This is a genomic window from Sphingomonas sp. CFBP 13706, assembly GCF_014842355.1.
GTDB classification, from domain to species: Bacteria; Pseudomonadota; Alphaproteobacteria; order Sphingomonadales; family Sphingomonadaceae; genus Sphingomonas; species Sphingomonas aerolata.
Genome location: NZ_JACYVM010000004.1, coordinates 227,232 through 250,287, shown reverse-complemented (window position 1 = coordinate 250,287; position 23,056 = coordinate 227,232). Strand labels below are relative to the sequence as shown.

Annotated in this window: 20 protein-coding genes; 12 read left to right on the top strand and 8 right to left on the bottom strand. The window is 69.1% G+C overall.

The genetic code is table 11. The annotated features are described in order from the left end of the window. Window positions 1-79: 79 nt before the first annotated feature. The 6 genes from IFS44_RS10025 to IFS44_RS10000 all read left to right on the top strand — a co-directional run bounded on the left by IFS44_RS10025 (window position 80) and on the right by IFS44_RS10000 (window position 5,738). Entirely contained in the window at window positions 80-715 is a 636-nt protein-coding gene (locus tag IFS44_RS10025) for a phosphoribosylanthranilate isomerase (RefSeq protein ID WP_031393718.1), read from the top strand. A gap of 159 nt (window positions 716-874) precedes the next feature. Continuing rightward, a complete protein-coding gene (gene trpB / locus IFS44_RS10020) occupies window positions 875-2,104 on the top strand; it encodes a tryptophan synthase subunit beta (RefSeq protein ID WP_192098339.1) in 1,230 nt (409 codons plus the stop codon). Then, window positions 2,101-2,928, top strand: a complete 828-nt coding sequence (gene trpA / locus IFS44_RS10015) for a tryptophan synthase subunit alpha (RefSeq protein WP_192098338.1) — start codon at window positions 2,101-2,103, stop codon at window positions 2,926-2,928. Before trpB ends, trpA begins: the two co-directional genes overlap by 4 nt. Beyond that, entirely contained in the window at window positions 2,925-3,776 is an 852-nt protein-coding gene (gene accD / locus IFS44_RS10010) for an acetyl-CoA carboxylase, carboxyltransferase subunit beta (RefSeq protein ID WP_031395022.1), read from the top strand. The genes trpA and accD overlap by 4 nt, the downstream gene beginning before the upstream one ends. 121 nt (window positions 3,777-3,897) lie before the next feature. After that, a complete protein-coding gene (locus IFS44_RS10005; RefSeq protein ID WP_192098337.1) occupies window positions 3,898-5,217 on the top strand; it encodes a bifunctional folylpolyglutamate synthase/dihydrofolate synthase in 1,320 nt (439 codons plus the stop codon). A 68-nt stretch (window positions 5,218-5,285) separates the two neighbouring features. Beyond that, window positions 5,286-5,738, top strand: a complete 453-nt coding sequence (locus IFS44_RS10000; protein WP_159511048.1) for a DUF6628 family protein — start codon at window positions 5,286-5,288, stop codon at window positions 5,736-5,738. A 19-nt stretch (window positions 5,739-5,757) separates the two neighbouring features. Here IFS44_RS10000 and IFS44_RS09995 read toward each other — a convergent pair whose 3' ends face one another. Together IFS44_RS09995 and IFS44_RS09990 are read right to left on the bottom strand one after the other, a co-directional pair. Then, complete coding sequence (locus IFS44_RS09995) at window positions 5,758-7,098, bottom strand: AmpG family muropeptide MFS transporter (protein ID WP_107932501.1); 1,341 nt, start codon at window positions 7,096-7,098, stop codon at window positions 5,758-5,760. Between the two features lie 87 nt (window positions 7,099-7,185). Then, window positions 7,186-7,617, bottom strand: coding sequence for a response regulator (locus IFS44_RS09990; protein ID WP_107932863.1), 432 nt, complete (start codon window positions 7,615-7,617; stop codon window positions 7,186-7,188). 119 nt (window positions 7,618-7,736) lie between these two features. Here IFS44_RS09990 and IFS44_RS09985 point away from each other — a divergent pair, with 119 nt between their 5' ends. Then, entirely contained in the window at window positions 7,737-9,323 is a 1,587-nt protein-coding gene (locus tag IFS44_RS09985) for a pseudouridine synthase (RefSeq protein WP_192098336.1), read from the top strand. Beyond that, window positions 9,323-9,859 carry a 16S rRNA (guanine(966)-N(2))-methyltransferase RsmD gene (rsmD, locus tag IFS44_RS09980; protein ID WP_192098335.1) on the top strand — a complete coding sequence of 179 codons (537 nt, stop codon included), beginning with the start codon at window positions 9,323-9,325 and terminating at the stop codon, window positions 9,857-9,859. Before IFS44_RS09985 ends, rsmD begins: the two co-directional genes overlap by 1 nt. Window positions 9,860-9,908: 49 nt before the next feature. On the opposite strand, the gene IFS44_RS09975 is transcribed toward rsmD, so the two are convergent. The 4 genes from IFS44_RS09975 to IFS44_RS09960 form a co-directional block, all read right to left on the bottom strand. Continuing rightward, the gene (locus IFS44_RS09975; protein WP_192098334.1) at window positions 9,909-11,168 is read right to left on the bottom strand and encodes an MFS transporter; all 1,260 of its coding nucleotides are present in this window, start codon (window positions 11,166-11,168) and stop codon (window positions 9,909-9,911) included. A 49-nt stretch (window positions 11,169-11,217) separates the two neighbouring features. After that, window positions 11,218-12,864, bottom strand: coding sequence for an inorganic phosphate transporter (locus tag IFS44_RS09970; protein ID WP_192098333.1), 1,647 nt, complete (start codon window positions 12,862-12,864; stop codon window positions 11,218-11,220). A gap of 221 nt (window positions 12,865-13,085) precedes the next feature. Further along, entirely contained in the window at window positions 13,086-13,412 is a 327-nt protein-coding gene (locus IFS44_RS09965) for a UrcA family protein (RefSeq protein WP_031396464.1), read from the bottom strand. A 224-nt stretch (window positions 13,413-13,636) separates the two neighbouring features. Continuing rightward, entirely contained in the window at window positions 13,637-14,032 is a 396-nt protein-coding gene (locus IFS44_RS09960) for a GFA family protein (protein WP_159511053.1), read from the bottom strand. A 110-nt stretch (window positions 14,033-14,142) separates the two neighbouring features. Between IFS44_RS09960 and IFS44_RS09955 the strand changes: the two genes are divergently transcribed. From IFS44_RS09955 to IFS44_RS09945, 3 genes are all read left to right on the top strand, one after another. Next, a complete protein-coding gene (locus tag IFS44_RS09955) occupies window positions 14,143-16,425 on the top strand; it encodes an ATP-dependent helicase (protein WP_056680943.1) in 2,283 nt (760 codons plus the stop codon). Window positions 16,426-16,538: 113 nt separating this feature from the next. Beyond that, a complete protein-coding gene (locus IFS44_RS09950) occupies window positions 16,539-16,829 on the top strand; it encodes a hypothetical protein (protein ID WP_037530826.1) in 291 nt (96 codons plus the stop codon). A 69-nt stretch (window positions 16,830-16,898) separates the two neighbouring features. Further along, a complete protein-coding gene (locus IFS44_RS09945; RefSeq protein WP_192098332.1) occupies window positions 16,899-17,453 on the top strand; it encodes a glycine zipper 2TM domain-containing protein in 555 nt (184 codons plus the stop codon). 117 nt (window positions 17,454-17,570) lie between these two features. Here the strand turns inward: IFS44_RS09945 and IFS44_RS09940 are convergent, their stop codons facing one another. Continuing rightward, a complete protein-coding gene (locus tag IFS44_RS09940) occupies window positions 17,571-19,646 on the bottom strand; it encodes a prolyl oligopeptidase family serine peptidase (protein WP_197977834.1) in 2,076 nt (691 codons plus the stop codon). Window positions 19,647-19,793: 147 nt separating this feature from the next. Here IFS44_RS09940 and IFS44_RS09935 point away from each other — a divergent pair, with 147 nt between their 5' ends. After that, window positions 19,794-21,209, top strand: coding sequence for an MFS transporter (locus tag IFS44_RS09935; RefSeq protein WP_192098330.1), 1,416 nt, complete (start codon window positions 19,794-19,796; stop codon window positions 21,207-21,209). 14 nt (window positions 21,210-21,223) lie between these two features. Here IFS44_RS09935 and IFS44_RS09930 read toward each other — a convergent pair whose 3' ends face one another. Further along, on the bottom strand, window positions 21,224-22,984 hold the full coding sequence (locus tag IFS44_RS09930; protein WP_192098329.1) for a DUF885 domain-containing protein: 1,761 nt from the start codon (window positions 22,982-22,984) through the stop codon (window positions 21,224-21,226). Between the last annotated feature and the right edge of the window lie 72 nt (window positions 22,985-23,056).

Below are 23,056 nucleotides of genomic sequence, written 5' to 3'. Positions count from 1 at the left end.
CCGTCATCCCGACGTGCTACCCCCGTCATCCTGACGGAGAATGTGGGAATGCACAGGCCGCCGGGATCTAAGGAACACCATGACTACCGCCAAGATCTGCGGCCTTTCGACCCCCGCGACGCTCGACGCCGCGATCCGGCACGGGGCGAGCCATGTCGGCTTCGTCTTCTTCCCCGCCTCGCCGCGCCACGTGACCTTCGACAAGGCCGCCGAACTCGCCGCGCGCGTGCCCGGCCATGTCGCCAGGGTCGGCGTGTTCGTCGATCCCGAGGACGAGATGCTCGAACAGGCGATCGCCTCCGCGGCGCTCGACGTGCTGCAGCTCCACAAGGTGACGCCCGCACGCGCGGCGGCGATCCGCGCGCGGTTCGGGATCGAGCTATGGGTCGCCGTCGCGGTGCGCACGCGCGGCGATCTCGACGGCGCGCACGCGTTCGTCGGTGTCGCCGATCGTATCCTCTACGACGCGAAAACCCCCGATTCGGCCGCGCTGCCCGGTGGGATGGGACTGCGCTTCGACTGGGACCTGCTCGACGGGTTCCGGCATCCGCTGCGCTGGGCGCTGTCGGGTGGGCTCGACCCGGCGAATGTCGCCGAGGCGATCCGACGCACCGGCGCCGAGTTGGTCGACGTGTCCTCGGGGGTGGAGAGCGAACCCGGCACAAAGGACGAAGCCAGGATCGCGGCGTTTCTGAAGGCGGTCGCTGCGCTCTAGCACCACCCCGACGAAGGCCGGGGCCCAGCTGGGGACGGTGCATTGCCGGGTCCTGCCCGTCACCACGACCTTCCCGACTGGGCCCCGGCCTTCGCCGGGGTGGTGCGTATCGGAAACGCTAGGGGTGACAGCGTTTTCCGAAATGCTAAAGCGCTCCGCATGAACGCTCCCAATTCCTACCGCGCCCAGCCCGACGAACGCGGCCATTTCGGCGATTTCGGCGGCCGTTACGTCGCCGAGACGCTGATGCCGCTCGTCCTCGAACTCGACGAGGCGTATCGCGCCGCCAAGGCCGACCCTGCGTTCAAGGCGCAGTTCGACGACCTGCTCGAACATTATGTCGGCCGCCCGAGCCCGCTCTATTACGCCGAACGCCTGACCGAGGCGCTGCGCGAATCCGCAGAACCCGGCATGGGTGCGCAGATCTGGTTCAAGCGCGACGAGCTTAATCACACCGGCGCGCACAAGATCAACAACTGCATCGGCCAGATCCTGCTCGCGATCCGGATGGGCAAGACGCGGATCATCGCCGAGACCGGCGCGGGTCAGCACGGCGTCGCGACCGCGACCGTCTGCGCGCGCTTCGGCCTCCCTTGCGTGATCTACATGGGTGCCAAGGACGTCGAGCGTCAGGCGCCCAACGTGTTCCGCATGAAGCTGCTCGGCGCGGAAGTCCGCCCGGTGACCTCGGGCGCGCACACGCTGAAGGACGCGATGAACGAGGGGATGCGCGACTGGGTCGCGAACGTCCACGACACCTTCTACATCATCGGCACCGCCGCCGGCCCGCACCCCTATCCCGAGATGGTCCGCGATTTCCAGTCGGTGATCGGGACCGAGGCGCGCGCGCAGATGCTCGACCGCGTCGGCCGCCTGCCCGACCTGCTCGTCGCCGCGATCGGTGGCGGATCGAACGCGATCGGGCTGTTCCACCCGTTCCTCGACGATGCCGATGTCGCGATGCTCGGCGTCGAGGCGGCGGGCCACGGGCTCGACAACCAGCATGCGGCGAGCCTCGCGGGCGGCTTCCCCGGCGTGCTCCACGGCAACAAGACCTATCTGCTGCAGGACGAGGACGGCCAGATAACCGAGGCGCATTCGATCTCGGCCGGGCTTGACTATCCGGGCATCGGCCCCGAGCATGCCTGGCTGCGCGACATCGGCCGCGTCGACTATGACAGCGCGACCGATCAGGAAGCGCTCGACGCGTTCCAGCTGCTCTGCCGGACCGAGGGCATCATCCCCGCGCTCGAACCATCGCATGCCATCGCCACAGTGACCAAGAAGGCGCGCACGATGCGGCAGGACCAGATCATCCTCGCGAACCTGTGCGGCCGCGGCGACAAGGACATCTTCACCGTCGCCGAAGCGCTCGGGGTGGCGATTTGAGCCGCCTCGCCGCCACCTTCGCGCGCACCGCGGCCGAGAACCGCGCCGCGCTCGTCGCGTTCGTCACCGCGGGCGATCCCTCGACCGCCGCGACGCCGGCGATCCTCGACGCGCTCGTCGCGGGCGGCGCGGATGCGATCGAGCTCGGCATGCCGTTCACCGATCCGATGGCCGACGGCCCCGCGATCCAGGCCGCCAATATCCGCAGCCTCGCGCAGGGGACGCGCACCGCGGACATCCTCGCGATCGCCACCGCCTTCCGCGCGCGCCATCCCGAGACGCCGCTGGTGCTGATGGGCTATGGCAACCCGATGCTGCGGCGCGGGGCGGACTGGTTCGCGCAGGCCGCGGCGGCGGCGGGCGTCGACGGCGTGATCTGCGTCGATGTGCCACCCGAGGAGGATGATGCGCTCGGGCCGCAGCTGCGCGCCGCCGGGATCGACCTGATCCGCCTCGCCACCCCGACCACCGACGCGGCCCGGCTGCCGACCGTGCTCGATGGCGCGAGCGGGTTTCTCTATTACGTCTCGGTCGCGGGCATCACCGGGCTGCAACAGGCGCAGCAATCCTCGATCGAGGACGCGGTCGCGCGGCTGAAGGCGCAGACCGACATCCCGGTCGCGGTCGGCTTCGGCATCCGCACCCCCGAGCAGGCGGCGAACGTCGCGCGCGTCGCCGACGGCGTCGTGGTCGGCTCGGCGATCGTCGAGCTGGTCGCCCAGCACGGCACCGCTGCGGCGGAGCCCGTCCGCGCCTATATCACGTCTCTCGCCAATGCCGTCGCGTCGGCTCGAAAGGAAATTCGCATGGAGATCGGCGCATGAGCTGGCTCAACAGCGTCCGCAACGTCCTGCCGTTCGTTGCCAAGCGCGAGACGCCCGAAAATCTCTGGCACAAGTGCAAGGGCTGCGGGCAGATGGTCTTCACCAAGGAGCTGGAGGAAAATCTCCACGTCTGCCCGAAATGCGACCATCACGACCGCATCGGGCCGAAGATCCGCTTCGCACAGCTGTTCGACGAAGGCAGCTGCAGCGAGCTGCCCGCGCCGCCGGTGCCCGAGGATCCGCTCAAGTTCCGCGACCAGAAGCGCTACACCGATCGCCTCAAGGCGGCGCGCACCGACAACAGCGAGCGTGACGCGCTCGTCAATGCCCGCGGCGCGATCGACGGCCACCGCGTCGTCGTCGGCGTGCAGGATTTCGGCTTCATGGGCGGGTCGATGGGCCTCGCGGTCGGCGAAGCCTTCGTCCGCGGTGTCGAGGCGGCGATCGAGGATCGCGTGCCCTATGTGATCTTCACCGCGTCGGGCGGCGCACGCATGCAGGAGGGCATTCTCAGCCTGATGCAGATGCCGCGCAGCACCGTCGCGATCCAGATGCTTCACGACGCCGGCCTGCCCTATATCGTCGTGCTGACCGATCCGACGTCGGGCGGCGTGATGGCGGCCTATGCGATGCTCGGCGACGTCCAGATCGCCGAACCCAAGGCGACTTTGGCCTTCACCGGCCGCCGCGTGATCGAGAGCACGATCCGCGAGAAGCTGCCCGAGGATTTCCAGACGTCGGAATATTATCTCGAACACGGGATGATCGACATGGTCGTCCACCGGAAAGACCTGCGCGAACAGCTCGGCACCGTCATCGGCTATCTGAGCGCCCGCGAAGCGGCGTGACCTCTGCCCCCTCTCCCCTGCGGGGAGAGGGCTGGGGTGAGGGGCAGTTCCAGACGCAGCACTGCTTGGCTGCCCCTCACCCCGTCCCTCTCCCCGCAGGGGAGAGGGAGAAGGAAACAGAATGCCCGACCACGCGACGTCCTTATCGCCTGCGGTACAGGCGCAACTCGACCGGCTGACGGCGCTGTCCCCCGGCGCGGACATTCTCGGCCTCGAGCGCATCACCGCGCTGCTGGCGCGGCTCGGCGACCCGCATCGGTCGCTGCCGCCCGTGTTCCATGTCGCGGGCACCAACGGCAAGGGATCGACCTGCGCGTTCCTGCGCGCCGCGATCGAGGCGGCGGGGCTCGCCGTCCATGTCTATTCGAGCCCGCACCTCGTCCGCTTCAACGAACGCGTCCGCCTCGCCGGCCGGCTGATCGACGACGACGCGCTCGCCGCGCTGCTGTCCGAGGTGCTCGACCACGCCGCGGACCTGCAGGCGAGCTTCTTCGAGGTCACCACCGCCGCCGCGTTCCTCGCCTTCGCGCGGACGCCCGCCGCGGCGACGATCGTCGAGGTCGGGCTGGGCGGCCGGCTCGATGCGACCAACGTCATCCCGAACCCCGTCGTCACCGGCATCGCCGCGCTCGGGATCGACCATCAGGCGTTTCTCGGCGACACGCTGCTGGCGATCGCGGGCGAGAAGGCGGGTATTGCCAAGCGCGGCGTCCCGCTCGTGACGATGGATTATGCCCGCCCGCTGCGTGCCCGGATCGCCGGAATCGCCGAGGCAGCGGGTGCCCCCGTCCTCGCGCGCGGTACCGCCTGGACGAGCGAGACGACGCGCACGACGATGCGCTACACCGATGCGGGCGGTACGCTCGTCACCAACCGCCCGCGGCTGGTCGGCCTGCACCAGTCGCGCAACCTCGCGCTCGCGATCGCGATGCTGCGGCATCAGTCGGCGCTCGCCATCCCAGAGGCGGCGATGCGCGCCGCCGCGGACGCCGCGCACTGGCCCGCGCGGATGCAGCGGCTGTCCCATGGCCCGCTCCATGCGCGGCTGCCCGCGGGCAGCGACCTTTGGCTCGACGGCGCGCACAATCCCAATGCCGCACAGCCGGTCGCGCGCGTGCTGCGGACGCTGGCGGCAGGGCGTCCCGCGACGCTCGTGCTCGGCATGCTCGCCAACAAGGATGCCGAGGCGGTGCTCGACATTCTCGCCCCGCAGGTCGGCCACGTCGTCGCGCTCCCCGTCCCGGGTCATGCGCACCACGCCCCCGACGCGCTGGCGGCGATCGCCCAACGCACCGGGTGCAGCGCGGAGACCGCCGCGACCCCCGCCGAGGCGCTCGACCGCATCGCCGCGCGGGGTGATGCGCCGCAGTTCGTGCTGATCGCCGGTTCGCTCTATCTCGCGGGCGAAGTGCTCGCAGGCAACGATGAGCTGCCGCACTGATCCCTTATTGCTATTGACTATCAATAACGAACAAGCGACCTTGGTCTTGTAACCACGGAGTCGCGTATATGACCGATGCCAACCGCTTTGCCGGCACGACGCTTGCCAGCATGACGACGGTGCTGCCGCATCCGCTGCCGTCGTGCGAGAATGCGCGGATCGCGCTGTTCGCGATGCGGCGGATGGGTGCGAACGGGCTTGGCGACGCGCGCGCCGCGCACACGCTGTTCACCGCCTTCGGACAGGGATTTCGCCGGCCGCTGATCCTGATGCGCGCGCTGATGGCCGATCTGGCGGGCAGCGCCGCGGGGACGATCGCGATCGCGCCCTGCTGCTGCGCGCGGATGACGCCCGCGGAGGCGGCATTGCTTTCGATCCTCGCGCGGGTCGAGACCGCGCCCGACACTGCGCGGCTGCTGATGACCGACCTGCTCGGCGTCCGCCGCGTCGACGGCGTCCTCACCAGCGCCGCCGCAGTCGCCGCCGCCTTCGCGGACGAGGGGCGCCCGGTTACGGGCTGAGCCGGGTCACGCGCCGGGGTCAGTCCGCCCCAGCCGCGATCGCCGGGTCGCGCCGCACGCTTTCGACGACGAACCCCTGACGCCACAGGATCCACAGCAGCACGAGCCCCGGCACCGCGACGACCATCGTCAGCATCCAGAAGCCGGGCCAGCCCAGCGCGTTGGCGGCATAGCCTGCGGGTGCCGCCAGCCACGTCCGCCCGACCGCCGCGAACGACGACAGCAGCGCGAACTGCGTGGCAGTATAGGCGAGGTTGGACAGCCCCGAGAGATAAGTGACGAACACCGTCAGCCCGATCCCGCTCGTCACCTGTTCGGTCGCGACCGCGATCGTCAGCCAGGTGTTCGAATGGCCGTGCCAGGCGAGGATGACGAACATGAAGTTGCTGAGCATCATCAGCATGCCCGACACGAACAGCGCGCGGCCGAGGCCCAGCCACGCCATGAACGGCGCGCCCAGCGCGGTCCCGACGATCAGCCCCCAGAACCCGACCAGCTTGTTGATCGCGATGAATTCGGTGTCGCTGAACCCCAGTTCGACGATCATCGGGTTCAGCATGCCCTGCCCCATCGCATCGCCCAGCTTGTAGATCAGCACGAACAGCAGGATCAGCACCGCGCCGCGACGCTGGAAGAACTCGCGGAACGGCCCGATGATCGTATCCTCGAGCCAGCGCCCGCGCGACGCCTGATCCTGTGATGCCAGCACCCGGTCATGCAGTCCGCGGCCTGCCCAGAGCGCCGCGAGCGCGCCGGGAATGACGCAGAACGCGGTCAGCCCATAGCCCATAGCCCAGCCGAGCCCGAGCCCTTCGGACGAGGCGATCGCGATCGTGCCGACCCCTGCCGCCAGATTGCCGAGCCGGTAGCCGAACTGGTTGTTCGCGGTCCCGTGCGGCAATTCGTCTTCGGGCAGGATCTCGATCCGGTAGGCGTCGATCACGATATCCTGCGTCGCGCCGAGGAACGCGGTCACGATCGCCCAGAAGGCGAACACCCCGAGATGCTCCTGCGGCGCGCTGAACCCCAGCATCCAGACCGAGCCGAACAGCAGCGCCTGGACGAAGAACAGCCACGCGCGACGCTGTCCGACCCAAGCCGTCAGCACCGGGATCTGGAACCGGTCGATGAACGGCGCCCAGAGAAATTTCAGCGTGTACGGGGTCGTCAGGCCGATCGCGAAGCCGATCGTCTTCTTGTCGATCCCGACCTTCGACAGCCAATAGCCCATCGTCCCCAGCAACAGCGCGAGCGGAAAGCCGCTCGATATCCCGAGCAGCAGCGCCGCGATCGGCCGGGGCCGCAGATAGGGGGCCATGGTGGCGAGCAGGGATCGACGCGGAACGGCTGTGCTGGACATGGCGCGACCATAGCGGGCTGTCGACGCGAGGAAAGGCGGAAGACGTCACAGCGTCGCCTCGGTCGCGACGAAGCTTAACGCGTGCCGTCAGACGGGCGCGCTGAACAGCCGCAGGCCCGAAGGCAGCTTCTTGGGTTCGCTCCCCGCCATCCGCGCCTCGATCGCGGCGATCGCAGCAAGCAGGTCGCGCTGCGAATAGGGTTTGGAGAGACAGCCCGCGGCCAGCGTCGTCGCCTCGACCGGGCAGTTGCCCGTGACGAACAGCACCGGCACCCCGCGCTCGAGCGCAGCCCGCGCGACGTCGAGCCCCGATCCGTCGCTCAGGCTGACATCGGCGAGGATCAGGTCGATCGCGGACTCGCTTTCGATCACTGCCAGTGCATCGCTGACCCGGTCGACCGTCGCGACCACGGTGAACTTCGATTCGGTCAGGAAATATTCGGTGTCGAACGCGACCAGCGGTTCGTCCTCAACAACCAGCAAGCGGATGATCAGCCGCTTCTTCTTTCCGAACAGCATCGACATCACGCCCCTTCGCGCAACGAATGGTCGTTACGCCCATGCGACATAACGCACCGCACCACGAAGGGACGCAAATATTTTCGCGCTGCACCCCGATCCATAGTATCAGCCGCGCCATGACGACTTCAAAAGACGATAACCCGACTGCCAGCCCGTCGAACGACGCGCCTGCAACAGCCCCCGCAGCCCCCATCAAGGGCGACCGCATCGCCAAACTGCTCGCCCGCGCGGGCGTCGCGTCGCGCCGCGACATCGAACGGATGATCGCCGAGGGGCGCGTCGCGCTCAACGGCAGCACGCTCGACACGCCGGCGACGATCCTGCGCAACCTTGCCGGCGTCACCGTCGACGGCGATCCGGTCGAGGCGCCCAGCGCGGCGCGGCTGTTCCTCTACCACAAGCCGACCGGTCTGCTCGTCACCGAGCGTGACCCCGCTGGCCGGACGACGATCTACGACCGCCTGCCGCGCGAACTGCCGCGACTCGTCCCCGTCGGCCGGCTCGATCTCAACACCGAAGGGCTGTTGCTGATGACCACCGACGGTGGTCTCAAGCGCCAGCTCGAACTCCCCGCGACCGGCGTCGAACGCGCCTATCGCGCGCGCGCCTATGGCAACATCACCCAGCCGCAGCTCGAGGAGCTGATCGAGGGGATCGAGATCGAGGGCGTCCGCTACGGCTCGATCAACGCCAATATCGAACGCCGCACCGGCGCGAACGTCTGGATCGAGATGATCCTGACCGAGGGCAAGAACCGCGAAGTCCGCCGCGTGCTCGAACATCTGGGTCTCCAGGTCTCGCGCCTGATCCGTACCCGCTACGGCCCGTTCGTGCTCGGCGATCTCGCCCCCGGCCAGATCGGCGAAGTGCTCCAGCACGACGTGGTCGCCTTCCAGAAGGAGCTCGCGCGCGGCAAGCCCGAGGGTCCCGGCGCGCGTCCGAACATCGGCATCAGCGCCAGCGCCGGCGCGGGCGCAGGGATCGGCGCCAAGTCGCCCCAGCGTGGCGCCAACGCCCCCCGCCCTGCCCCTTCGGCGCGGCCAGCGCCCGCCACACGCCAGCCCGCGCGCAGCCCCTATGCCGCGCCGGCAAGCTCGGGCTTCTCGAACGGCGCAGCGCCGGTCGACCGCGCCGCGCGGCCGGCCCGCCCGGCCCGGCCCGAGCGCATCCGCCCGACCGCGGCGATGGTCCGCGGCGACGTCACCGATCCCTGGGCCAAGCCCGATGCGCGCGGCGGCAATCGCGCGGCCGCGACGCATCACGCCCAGCCGACCGGCGCGGGCACCGGTCGCCCGACCTATCGCCAGGAGCGTGCGGACCGCGGCGAGGAGCTGAGCACCAGCCCCAAGATCAAGCATTTCCGCGCCGCCAAGCCGCCCCGCGACCGCGCCGCCCCGACCCGCGTCGGCGGCGGTGGTAGCGGGGGCACGACAGCTCCGCGCCGCCCCGACTCGCCCCAGCGCCAGGACCAGCGCCAGGACCAGCAACGCGGCTTCCGCCCTCAGACGGACGACTCCCGCGCGCGGACCGGTCTCGACAAGCGTGCCGCACGCAGTGCCGCCGGTCGCCCCGGTGCGGACCCCCGCCCGCCACGCGACGCCGCACCGCGTCCCGAGCGCGGCAGTCGTCCGCCCGCGCCCGGCAAGGGACCATCAGGGGGGCGCGGTCATCCGCCCCGCGCACCACGCGGAGGTAAACGCTGATGCGGATCATCGCAGGCCAGTATCGCGGTCGCCAGATCGTCGCGCCCAAGGGTGACGCGACCCGCCCGACCGCCGATCGCATGCGCGAGGCGCTGTTCTCGATGCTGACCAGCCGGGTCGGCAGTTTCGAAGGGCTCGCGGTCGCCGATCTCTTCGCGGGCTCGGGCGCGCTCGGGATCGAGGCCTTGTCGCGCGGCGCGGGGTCGTGCCTGTTCGTCGAGCAGGACAAGCCCGCGCTCGATGCGCTGAAGGCCAATCTCGCCAAGCTCGGCATTCGCGGCGACGTCCGCGCGACCTCGGTGATGGCGATGGGCCCCGCGCCCGCGCCGCTCGACATCATCCTGATGGATCCGCCCTATGACACCGGGGCAGGCCTCGTCGCGCTCGACAAGCTCGCCCGGCTCGGCTGGATCAGCCCGGCGACGTGGATCAGCCTCGAGACCGCGAAGGCGGAGGTCGTCCAACTGCCGGGCTTCGAGGTCGACGCCACGCGCGTCCACGGCAAGGCGCGGCTGACGCTGCTGCGCCCCGCCTGACGTTCCCCGCCTGACGTGACGGTCTCCCGCGCAAGCGGGAGACCCCGTCCTAGGCGGCGGCGCGGCGCCCGACGATCAGCAGCCCGCCAAGGCTCAGCACTCCCGCGGCCATCAGATACACCCCGACCAGCCCGAGCCCGCGCGGCGCCAGCGCCTCCGCCACGATCGGCGCGAGCGCCCCGCCGAGCACGCCGCCAAGGTTGAACGTCATCGACACGCCGGTATAGCGCACGCCCGCCGGAAACAGGCTCGGCAGCCACCCGCCGAGCGGGCCATAGGCGAACCCCATCACGAACAGCGCGCCCGACAGCCAGAGCGACACCGTGACCAGCGATCCCGATCCCAGCATCGGCCCCATCAGCGCGCCTACGACGATACAGCCCGCAAACCCGACGCTAAGCATCCGCGCCGCCGTATAGCGATCCGCCAGCACGCTCGCGAGGATCACCCCCGCCGCGAGGAACCAGATCGCGACCAGCTCGACGCCGAGGAACGCCTCGCGCGAATAGCCGAGCGTCTTGGTGCCGTAGCCGAGCGCAAACGCGGTCGCGAGATAGAAGAGCGCGAAACACGCGATCACCCCGAACGTCCCCGCCAGCGTCGCGCGCAGATGCCGCGTCAGCAGCTCGGCGATCGGCACGCGCGGGATCGCCTCGGTCTTCTCCGCTTCCAGAAACGCGGGCGTCTCGGTCAGCTTCAGCCGCACCCACAGCCACAGCCCGACCAGCACCGCGCTGACCAGGAACGGGATCCGCCACCCCCAGGCGAGGAACTGCGCCTCGTCGAGGACCAGCCCGATGATCAGGAACAGCCCGTTGGCGGCGAGAAACCCGACCGGCGCGCCGAGCGGCGGGAACATCCCGAACGTGTTGCGGCGGTGCGGCGGCGCATTCTCGACCGCGAGCAGCGCGGCGCCACCCCATTCGCCGCCCAGCCCCAGCCCCTGCCCCAGCCGCATCAGGCAGAGCAGGGCCGGCGCCCACCAGCCGACCTGCGCATAGGTCGGCAGGAACGCGATCGCGACGGTCGATCCGCCCATCAGCAGCAGCGACGCGACCAGCGTCGACTTGCGCCCGACCCGGTCACCGAAATGCCCGAACAGCACCGCGCCCACCGGTCGCGCGACGAACGCCAGCCCGAACGTCGCATAGCTCAGCAGCAGCTGTGCCGACGCCGACTGGCCCGCGAAGAACAGCGGCCCGAACACGAGCGCCGCCGCGGTCGCGTAGATGTAGAAGTCGTAGAATTCGACCGCGGTGCCGACCAGGCTGGCGGCGAGGATGCGGCGGCTGGACCTAAGCGTGCTCATGCCGCGTGCATCGCCGCCCGCCGCCGCCCCGTCAATCGCGCGCTCGGCTTTAGCGCCCCAAGGCGTGCGCCACCCCGAGCAGCATCCAGTACAGCCCGCCCGACAACAGCATCGCGACCGGCAGCGTCATGATCCACGCCAGCCCCATGTTCACCAGCGTGCGCCGCTGCAGCCCGCCGCCATTGGCGACGCTTGCGCCCGCGACGCCCGACGACAGGATATGCGTCGTCGACACGGGCAGGCCGAACCGGTCCGCCATCAGGATCGTCGCCGCCGCGACCAGCTCCGCCGACGCGCCCATGCCATAGGTCAGATGCGACTTGCCGATCCGTTCGCCGACGGTGACGACGATCCGCTTCCACCCGACCATCGTGCCGAGCCCGAGCGCGAGCGCGACCGTCACCTTAACCCAGATCGGGATGTAGCGCGTCCCCTGCTCGAGCCCGCCGCCATAGGTTTTAAGCTCCGTGATCTCCTGCGCGGTAAAGCGCGCCTGCGCGGTCTTGTCCGCCGCGACCAGCTTGGTGGTGTCGAGCACGAGGTACATGTCGTTGCGCAGGTTCGACGTCGCCGCCGCGGGCACCTTGCCGAGCGAGCCATAGCCCTCGATCCGGCGGGTGACGTCGTTCGACAGCGTGGCGAGGGCGCCATAGACGACGGGCTCGGCGACCTGCTTGGATTTCAGCGCGGTGGTGACGCGCGCGCGGGCGGCCTCGACCGTCGAAGGCGTGCCGTCGGCATGTGCGGCAAAGGCCGACGACGCTGCGCGCGCGCTCTGGACGAACGCCGGCGTCGCGCTTTCGGGCATCGTCCGGTTCAGCGCATAGGCGGTCGGTGCGCAGCCGATCAGGATGAGCATGATCAGCCCCATCCCCTTCTGGCCGTCATTGCTGCCATGTGCGAAGCTGACCGCGGTGCAGGTGCCGATCAGCAGCGCACGGATCCCGCGCGGCGGCGGCGTATTGCTCTCGGGCGCCTCGAACAGCTTGCGATCGGTCGAGAAGGCCTTCATCACCAGCAGCATCAGCAGCGCGCCGACAAAGCCGACCACCGGGCTGAACGCGAGCGCGGAGAGCACCTTGGTCACCTGCGCCATGTCGACGCCCGACGTGCCGTCCGCGCCGCCGTTGATCAGCTGGTTGGCGAGCCCGACGCCGAGGATCGAGCCGATCAGTGCATGGCTCGACGAATTGGGCAGCCCGACCGCCCAGGTCGCGAGGTTCCACAGGATCGCCGCGAGCAGCAGCGCGAAGATCATCGCGAACCCGCCCGCGCTGCCGACGTTGAGGATCAGGTCGACCGGCAGCAGCGTGATGATCGAATAGGCGACCGCGCCCGACGACGTCATCACGCCGACGAAGTTGAAGAAGCCCGACCAGACGACCGCGAGCGGCGCGGGCATCGAATGCGTGTAGATGACCGTCGCGACCGCATTGGCGGTGTCGTGGAAGCCGTTGACGAATTCGAACCCGAGCGCGATCAGCAGCGCGAGCCCGAGGAACGCGAACGCACCGAATGCGAGCGTCTCGCCAACCTGCGCGGTATCGGTGGCAATGCTGAACCCCGCATAGGCCAGCCCCCCCAGCAATACTGCCAGAAAGATCCAGCGCCCGGCCGGATGCAGATCATGATCGAGCCGCGGTCCGCTGCGCGGTGCGCGGTCGATCGCGTCGACCGTTAATGGGGAAGTAGCCATGATCGCGCAGTCGGCCCTAACGATTACAACTTTATGACAACGCGATGCATCGCCGCGCGGCGATACCAGAATGACACAGTGACGAACCCCGCGCAGCGCGCGACCGCCCATGATCCTCCCCCGCCGGGGGGGGCAGGCACAGCCTGACGGCGGGGGAGGACCGCCGCGCCTTTGACAAAGCGGTCCTCCTTCAATCGCGCATCGGATCGAGCGCGAAGGCGCTAGCGCCCCGCGAGGCTTGCCAGCTGCGTCCCGTTGCGCGTCAGCAACGCGGCAGTCTGGACCGTGGCGTCCTGCATCATTTCCGCGCGGCACCGGCGCGACTCGGCAAAGGCATTCAGCCCGCCGGTCCGCGGGGCGCAGGTCCGGTTGACCGCCGACTGCACGCGACGCGCGAGCACGCGCCGGCCGGCGTCGCTGGCCAGGTCTAGGCCGGCATGCGAGACACGGATCGTGACGGGGTCGCGCACCGGATCGGCGGCAGCGCCGGTCGCAAAAAGGCACGCGGAAGCGATCGCCGCCGAAGCGACGCTGTGGAGGATCTTCATGATGACGTCCTTTGCTGGTCCTGCGGTCCGCAGGCACACCGCCTGCGCGCGACTAAGCCTGACCGTCGGGAGGACCGTCTCTGCGCGGCCTCTCCGACGAAAACCCTCGTCGCTGCGCACGCCCTACGCCCGGATCGTTACGCGCCCGCGACGGTTTGGCGACGGTTCGTCGGTCGCCCCGCGATTTCGATCACCCCGCACCCGGACGGCGACGGCACGCCCGTTCACATCCCCGGATAGCGCGCGAATTCGGGCAGGCTCGCCAGGTCCGCCATCCACGCCAGCCGCTCCGCGACCTGGATTTGCGCGCCCGGTGCGACCGACTCGGGATCGTCGAGCGTGCACGACTGGATGTCGATGATCCCCGGCAGCGCGACCGGGTTGGTGTAGAACAGGCCCGTCCCGCACGCCCCGCAGAACAGCCGCCGCCCGTGCTCGGACGACGCATAGGTCACCGGATCGCCCGAAATCGTCACCTGCTCGGTCCTGAACGCGATCCAGCCGACCATCGGCGCGCCTGCGCTGCGGCGGCAATCCTCACAGTGGCACAGCGCATGATGCGCCGCCTCGCCCGTCGCGACATAGTGGATCGCTCCGCAGTGGCATCGTCCCGACAACATGCACGCCTCCTGTTGATATTCTCGATTTGTTCCACACATCGCTGAGTCGTGCAAGCCTTAGCCGCTTGCCCGATCGCGCCCCGTTCCCTACCTGTTCACCGGTGAACCAGATCGCCCATCCGTCCGACGCAAACCGCCAGCCGCCCTATCTCCGCGGCCTCAACGATCCCCAGCGCGAGGCGGTGCTGACCACCGACGGCCCCGTCCTGATCATCGCCGGCGCGGGCACCGGCAAGACCGCGGCGCTGACCGCGCGACTCGCGCACCTGATCTTCACCAAGAAGGCGTGGCCGTCGGAGATCCTCTCGGTCACCTTCACCAACAAGGCCGCACGCGAGATGCGCGAGCGCGTCGGCCGCCTCGTCGGCGACGCGGTCGAGGGGATGCCGTGGCTCGGCACCTTCCACGCGATCGCCGCCAAGATGCTGCGCCGCCATGCCGAACTCGTCGGGCTGCAATCGAACTTTACCATCCTCGACACCGACGACCAGTTGCGGTTGCTCAAGCAGCTCATCCTCGCCGCCGATATCGACGAGAAGCGCTTCCCGACGCGCAGCCTTGCCGGGCTGATCGACCAGTGGAAGAACAAGGGCCTCGTCCCCGCCGATATCGATGCGGGCGAGAGCGAGCGCTACGCCAATGGCCGCGGCGGCGAGCTGTACGAACAATATCAGACCCGGCTGCGCGCGCTCAATGCGTGCGATTTTGGCGACCTGCTGCTTCACATGCTCGTCATCCTGAAGACGCACCGCGACGTGCTGGCGCAGTATCAGCAGCGCTTCAAATACATCATGGTCGACGAGTATCAGGACACCAACTCGTCGCAATATCTCTGGCTGCGGCTGCTCGCGCAGGAGCGCAAGAACATTGCCTGTGTCGGCGACGACGACCAGTCGATCTATTCGTGGCGCGGCGCGCAGGTCGAGAACATCCTGAAGTTCGAGCGCGATTTCCCCGGCGCGAAGGTCATCCGCCTCGAACAGAATTACCGCAGCACGCCGCACATCCTCGGCGCGGCATCGGGCGTGATCGCCAACAATGGCGGCCGCCTCGGCAAGCAGCTCTGGACCGAGCTCGACGTCGGCGAGAAGGTCAAGGTCATCGGCGTCTGGGACGGTCCCGAGGAAGCGCGCCGCGTCGGCGAGGAAATCGAGAGCGTCCGTCGCACGGGCAAAAGCCTCGACGAGGTTGCGATCCTGGTCCGCGCGCAGCACCAGACGCGCGAGTTTGAGGATCGCTTCATCGCGATCGGCATGCCGTACAAGATCGTCGGCGGCTTCCGCTTCTACGAACGCGCCGAGATCCGCGACGCGCTCGCCTATCTCCGCGTCGTCAACCAGCCCGCGGACGACCTCGCCTTCGAACGCATCGTCAACGTCCCCAAGCGCGGGCTCGGCGACAAGGCGGTCGCGCGCATCCACCAGCTCGCGCGCGCCACCGGCACCCCGCTCACGACGGCCGCCGCGCGCATCCTCGACACCGACGAGCTGACCGGGGCCGCCAAGAAGTCGCTCGGCCGCCTCGTCGGCGACATCGCGCGCTGGCGCGACATGGCGACCAGCCTGCCCCACGCCGAACTCGCACGGCAGCTGCTCGACGAGAGCGGCTACACCGCGATGTACCAGGCCGAGAAATCGGTCGAGGCGACCGGCCGGCTCGAGAATCTGAGCGAACTCGTCCGCGCGATGGAGGAATATGACTCGCTCGGCGCGTTCCTCGAACATGTCTCGCTGGTCATGGACAATGAGGGCGGCGCGCAGGATCCGCAGGTCACGATCATGACGATCCACGCCGCCAAGGGCCTCGAATACGACACCGTCTTCTGCGTCGGCTGGGAGGAAGGACTGTTCCCGTCGCAACGCTCGCTCGACGAAGGCGGCGTCAAGAGCCTCGAGGAGGAACGCCGCCTCGCCTATGTCGCGATCACGCGCGCGCGGCGGCTCGCCGTCATCCTCCACGCCGCCAACCGCCGCATCTACGGCCAGTGGAATTCGTCGATCCCGTCGCGCTTCGTCGCCGAACTGCCCGACGAGCATACCGACACCGAGACGACGATGTCGGGCGGCGCGAGCCTGTGGCAGGCGAACTGGTCCGACCGCGCCGATCCGTTCGCCGACGTCGCACGCGGCACCGGCCGCGGCCCCGGCTGGCAGCGCGCGGCCACGCCCGGCGGCGGCTTCTCGACCAAGCCCGCCCGCGTCGTCGAAAGCCGGTCCAGCGCGATCAGCCTGGGCAACAAGGGCCGCGACGACCTGTCGCTCGGCCAGCGCGTGTTCCACCAGAAATTCGGCTATGGCGCGATCGCCGAGATCGAGGGCAACAAGCTCGAGATCGACTTCGAACAGGCCGGCCGCAAGCGCGTCATGGACAGCTTCGTCACGATCGCGCCTTAGGACGACCGGTCGGCGCCGCCAACCTGTACGGGAGCCGACAACCCTGTTCAGGAACGATGCCGAACCAGGATCGTATCGTCCTTCCAGCCCGATCTCGGGCAAGAGGACACGTCATGAAGTTTACGCATCTCATCGCCGCCGGGCTCGCCTTCGCCACGCTCGGCCTCGGCGTGGCCGCGCCCGCCGAAGCTCAGCGCGATCGGGGCCATAGCCAGCAGTATCGCGACAACGACCACCGCGGTGATCACCGTGCCGATCGTCGCGACTATCGCCGCAACGACCATCGCGGTCGCCACGACGGCCGCCGCTTCCGCGGCCGCGACAATGACCGCCGCAACTGGAACAATAATCGCCGCTGCCGCACCGAATGGCGCAATCATCGTCGCGTCCAGATCTGTCGTTGACGAAAGGCGGGTGGCGGCGCGATGTCGCCACCCGTTACCGGGACACCCTACCGTGAAAGGATTTCGATCATGAAGCGTTCTCTCGGCCTCGCGACGATGATCGCCGCGACCTGCCTGTCCGTCGCCGCCCCCGCCGTCGCGCAGACCAGTGCCGACAACGCCCGTTTCGCCGCTGCCCAGGCGCGCCTCGACAGCGAATTGCAGATCTTCCGCGAGGAATTCGATCGCTACCAGTCGCTGCGCGGCAATCGTGGCGGCAGCTATGTTCCGCCGGCGCCGCAGGGCGGCTATCGTCAGGCACCCGACCGGTATGAGGGCGGCTATCCCGACGAACGCGACGAGGGCAATTACGACCCGGCCCGCGACTATCGCGTCGGCCCGAATTATCAGGAGCGCACCCTGTCCACCAACGACCGCGTCTATGCGGGGCAGGACGGCCGCTATTACTGCAAGCGCAACGACGGCACCACCGGGCTGATCATCGGCGCGGCAGGTGGCGGCATCCTCGGCAACGTGATCGACGGCGGCCGCTCGCGGATCGTCGGCTCGCTGCTGGGCGCGGCCGCGGGCGGCCTCGCCGGCCGCGCGGTCGAACAGAACAACAGCCAGATCCGCTGCCGCTAAGCGCGGCCGCTCACCGCAGTCTTATGTTCCCCCGCGGAGGCGGGGGCCCAGGGTTACCCGCCACAGCGCCCGTAACCCTGGGCTCCCGCCTTCGCGGGAGAACAACAGGCGTGAGTCCTACTTCGCCGGCCCCATCAGCTTCTGCGCGAAATAGGTCATCTGCAGCGCCTGCATCCGCGCCCCCTGCTCGATGTCCGCATCGCCCGAATGCCCGCCCGCGGTATCCTCGTAGAACAAATAGGGCAGGCCATATTCCTTCAGCCGCGCTGCGAACTTGCGCGCATGCTGTGGCCCGACCCGGTCGTCCTTGGTCGTCGTCCAGATATAGGGCTCAGGGTAAGCCCCGCCGCGCTTGATGTTCTGATAGGGCGAGATCGTCTCGAGAAACGCCTTCTCCGCGGGGATCTTCACCGACCCATATTCGTCGACCCATGACGCGCCCGCGGCGATCTGTTCGTAGCGGATCATGTCGAGCAGCGGCACCTGGATCGTCACCGCCTTCCACAGATCGGGATGCTGGTTGAACTCGACCCCCATCAGCAGGCCGCCATTCGACCCGCCATAGATGCCGAGCGTCGCCGGGCTGGTCTGCTTGCGCGCGATCAGGTCCTGCCCGACCGCGGCGAAATCGTCATAGATGATCTGCCGCTTGGTCTTGCGCCCCGCATCATGCCATTTCGGCCCGAATTCGCCGCCGCCACGGATATTGGCGAGCACGAAGCTGCCCCCGCGCTCGAGCCACAGCTTGCCCATCACCCCCGAATAATAGGGCGTCATCGACGATTCGAACCCGCCATAGGCGGTCATGATCGTCGGCGTCGTCCCGTCGAGCGGCACGTCCTTCCGGTGGACGATGAAATAGGGGATCTTGGTCCCGTCGGTCGACACCGCCTCGAACTGCTCAACGACGTCGCGCGACGCATCGAACTTCGCCGGCAGCGCCTTGATTTGCTTGGGCACGCCGCCAGGCCCGGCGTCGAGCGTCCACAAGGTCGTTGGTGCCAGGAACCCCGTCACCTGTACGAACGTCGCGTTGCTGCGATCGGTCGTGCTCGCGACATCGACCGAGGCATTGTCGGGCAGCGCGACCGCGCGCGACGTCCAGCCCGCCTTGCCGTGCGTGAACACCATCGCCCGGCCGCGGACATTGTCATAGACGCTGGCGACCACGTGATCGCGCGTCACCGACACGCCGTCGACCGACTGGCGATCGGTCGGCGCGAAGACCAGGGTCGGCGTGAACCGGCCCTTGCGCACCTCGGCGAGCGGCGCCGAGGCGATCGCGCCGGCGGGGATCTGCCCCCACGCCTCGCTGGTCGAGAAGATCACCTGCCCGTCGACCATGCCTGAGGGAAAGACGCGGTCGGGAACGTCGAGCTTCACCAGCCCGGCCGGCGTGACGACATGCTTCTCGCCGCCGAAAAAGGTCGGGCGCCGCTGGATCATCGTGATCCGGTTGCCCTGCCCGTCGGTCATCACGCTGGCATAGGTGCCGAGCTGGTCCGACGCCTCGCCGCGGAAGATCTCGCGCGCGGCACTCAGCGGCTGGCCGCGCTTCACCTCCTTGACGACGAACGGATAGCCCGACGCGGTCATCGACCCCGCACCCCAGTCGCGCGCGACCAGCAGCGTGTCCTTGTCGACCCAGCTCGCGCCCTGCTTCGACGTTGACAGCGCAAAGCCGTTCGCGACGAACTGCCCGGTCTGCAGATCGAATTCGCGGTACGACACCGCATCCTCGCCGCCCTCGGACAGCGAGACGAGACACAGCCGCTCGTCGGGCTGGAGGCAGGTCGCGCCCTTCCACACCCATTTCTTGCCCTCGGCCTTGCTCAGCGCGTCGAGGTCAAGCGCGGTCGTCCAGACGGGATTGGCCTGCGCGTAGCCCGCCTCGCTCGTCCAGCGCCAGATGCCCTGCGGATGCTCGGCATCGCGCCAGAAATTGTAGATCCGGCCGAAGCGCTGGTCGGGCATCGGGATCCGGTCCTTCGCCGCCGCGATCGCCAGCGCCTCGGCATAGAAGCTCTTGTAGCGCGGATCGTTCTGCAACCGGGGAAGCGTCTTGGCATTCTCCGCCTCGACCCAGGCGAGCGGCTTGGCGCCATCCTTGTCCTCGAGCCAAATATAGGGGTCGGCGGCGGTGTCCGCGGCCGGGGTCGAGGTTCGGGTCGGGGCAGGCTTTGTGTTCGTCATCGGTGCGACTTGGGCGAGCGCACTCCCCGCCGCAAGGCCGGCGCCGCCCGTCAATATCGTCGCCGCAAGCGCAGCCGTAAGAACCCGCATCGTCCATTTCCCCGAATAGCTTGGCGTCATTCATGACGGTGTCTATCGCGGTCCGCAATGCAGTCCGACCAGACAACGGCCCTGGATGGCCTTCCCAAGCCCCGCCGGTTCCTCGCGATCGCCGCCATCTCGGCGGGCACCGCGCTGACCATCATCGACGGCGGCGTCGCCAATGTCGCGCTGCCGACGATCGCACGCGATCTGGGCGTCGACAGCAGCGCGGTGGTGACCGTCGTCACCGTCTATCAGCTGATCCTGGCGATGGCGCTGCTTCCCTTTTCGGGGCTCGGCGACCGGATCGGGCTGAAGCGCATGTATCAATATGGCCAGCTCGTCTTCACCGTCGCGACGCTGCTCTGCTTCTTCGCCAAGAGCCTGCCCTTCCTGCTCGTCGTCCGCGCCGCCCAGGCGCTCGGCGCGGCGGCCGCGCTCAGCGTCTCGTCCGCGCTGATCCGCTCGATCTACCCGTCGCAGCAGTTGGGCCGCGGCCTCGGCATCAACTCGGTCGTGGTGTCGAGTTCGGCCGCGCTCGCGCCGACGCTGGGCGGGCTGGTCCTCGCGGTCGCGCCCTGGCCCTGGGTCTTCGCCAGCGCGGTGCCGTTCGCGATCCTCAGCCTGATCCTCGGGCGTGCCCTGCCCGATCCAAGCCCGCGGAGCGAACCGTTCGACGTGCTCGGCGCGGTGATGTGCGCGGCGATGATCGGGCTCGTCATCGGCGGGTCGGAGACCGCGGTGCATGGCGACAGCCCGGTCGTCTCGGCGGCGATCGTGCTGACCGGGGTGGCGATCGGCTGGATCTTCGTGCGGCGCGAGCGCGGTGAGACCAAGCCGATCCTGCCGATCGACCTGCTCGCCCGCCCCGTCCTCGCGCTGTCCGCGATCGGCGCCTATACCGCGTTCATCGCGCAGATGACGCTGCTGCTGTCGACGCCGTTCCGGCTGACCCAGGCTTACGGCTTTTCCGCGGCCGAGGTCGGTGCCGCGATCGCGCCATGGCCGCTCGCCAACATGGTCGTGGCGCCGCTGTCCGGATGGCTGTCCGATCGCTATCCCGCCGGGCTGCTCGGCGGGATCGGCATGGCGGTCTCGATCGCCGCGCTGCTGCTGCTCGCGTTCATGCCCGCCGATCCGAGCTATTTCGCCATCGCCTGGCGGATGGCGCTGTGCGGCTCTGGGTTCGGGATGTTCATGGCGCCGAACGCGCGGCTGATCATCGGCTCGGCCCCGCGCGAGCGCGCCGCCGCCGCCGGCGGCCTGATCTCGACGGTCCGGCTGGTCGGCCAGACCACCGGCGCCACCGTTGTCGCTGCGCTGCTCGCCATGGGGGTCGGCGCGGGCACGACACCGCCGCTGGTCGCAGCCGGCATGGCCCTGGTCGCCGGCCTGTGCAGCGTGTCGCGCCTGCGACCCTCGATCCGCAACCCGCCGATCGACGAGACGCGCGACGTCCAGCCGGCCGCACAGGCGCGCTAGCCGCCGCCTCCCGTTCAGAACGCCGCGATCGGCCTCGGCTCGCCCAGCATCGCCTGCCGGACCAGCGGGATCGGTGGCCCGCCATAGCGCAGCAGCCGGTCGTGGAACGCCTTCCACGCCCGCCGCCCGCCCCGCCCAGCGGTCCAGTCCTGCCGCAGCCGGCGGATCATCAGCTTGCCCATCGTGTAGTTGAGATAGGCCGGGTCATAGGTGCCGCGCAGCGCCTGTTGCCGCGCATTGCCCTCGTCCTGGTAACATTGGTCGACGAACAGCGTGAACGCCTCCGCCTGGCTCATGCCGCGCGCATGCATCCCGATCGCGGCGAGGAGCCGGCAGTCGCGCAGCAAAGCGTTCGACAGCTGGCCGATATGGATGTCCGCGCGGCCGCCGCCCAGCCCCGCCTCCCACATCATCTCCTCGGCATAATGCGCCCAGCCCTCGGCATAGCCATAGCCGACGAACACCCGCCCGATCAGCGACGGCACGCGATTGGCGTGGAGGAAATGGACGAAATGCCCGGGCATCGCCTCGTGGATCGAGGTGAAGAGCAGGTCCGCCTTGCCCGGCACGAACGCGTCGCGCACCGCCTGCGTCCAGCGCGGGTCGGGCGGCGAGATGTAATAGACCGACGGCACGCCGCGATCGAACGGACCCGGCGGATCGATATAGGCGAGATTCTGCCGGCTATAGGGCGGGCTCTCCTCGACCAGCGCCTGTTCGTTGCCGGCCAGCGTCAGCAGGTCGCGCCGGACGATGAACGCGCGCAGCATCGGGATCTGGCGGCGCGCCTCGGCGACCGGTCCGTCGACCGGCTTGTCCGCATTCACCTGCGCCAGACAGTCGCGGACCGTCAGGCCAAACGCGAACCGGGCACAGGCCGCGGCGAGCGCGCGCTGGTTGCGCGCCAGATCGGCCCGCCCCGCCGCCTCGAGCGTCGCGATCGGCGTGTCGACCCCCTCGGTCTCGCGCAGCATCTGCGAGAACAGCGCCGGCCCCAGCGCGAATGACCGCGTCGCGGTCGGCCGCTGCGCCTCGACCCAGAGCGCCAGGTCGCGCATCGCCTCCGACGCGGTCATCGCCGCATCGGCGAGCTCGCGCTGCAGCCCCTCGTCCGCGACCCCGGCGAACGCCTTGACCGAATCGTCCATGTAATAGGACGCAAAGCCGCGGAACGCGTTGGCGGCATAGTCGACATGGCTGATCGGCATCGGCGTCGCGAGGTTCTGCTGGATCTGCAGCGTCGCCGCCGGGATCCGGCGCAGCAGTGCGATCAGCGCGCGCATCCGCCGGACCGGGTCGGCATAGGCGCGCACGACATAGACATTGGGGTCGAGCCCGCCCGCGACATACCAGGCCGGGTTGCGATGCGGCGCGTCCGCGGCCTCGAGCCAGAACAGCTTGTCGCGCGCGACCATCACCAGATAGTCACGCTCGAACCGCTGGTCGGGGCTGAGCGCCGCCGCCTCGAACCGCGTCGCCGCCGCGATCGACCGGTGCAGGAACGCCGCCTGCCGACCCAGCCCTTCCGCGCTCCAGTCGGGCAGCCCGCCATCATGCTCATGCCGCCCCTGATAGACCGCAAAGGCCGGGTCGAGCGCGAACCACGTCGCGACGAACCGGTCGCGGAACGCAGTCCACGCATCGGGCGCGATCGCAGCGACGGGCGCGGCAACGGGCGTGGCGGCGACGCGGTCCCGCGTCGGCGGATCGTCGGGCGTACAGCTGCCCAGCGCCAGCAGCAGCGCCGCCGTCCTCGCCGGGAACCTCGTCCGCATCAATCTCCCCCTCACGCCGTAGCGTGCCCGTAATGCTGCCAGCGGAATCGTGCGGACGCCAGAGTTGGAACG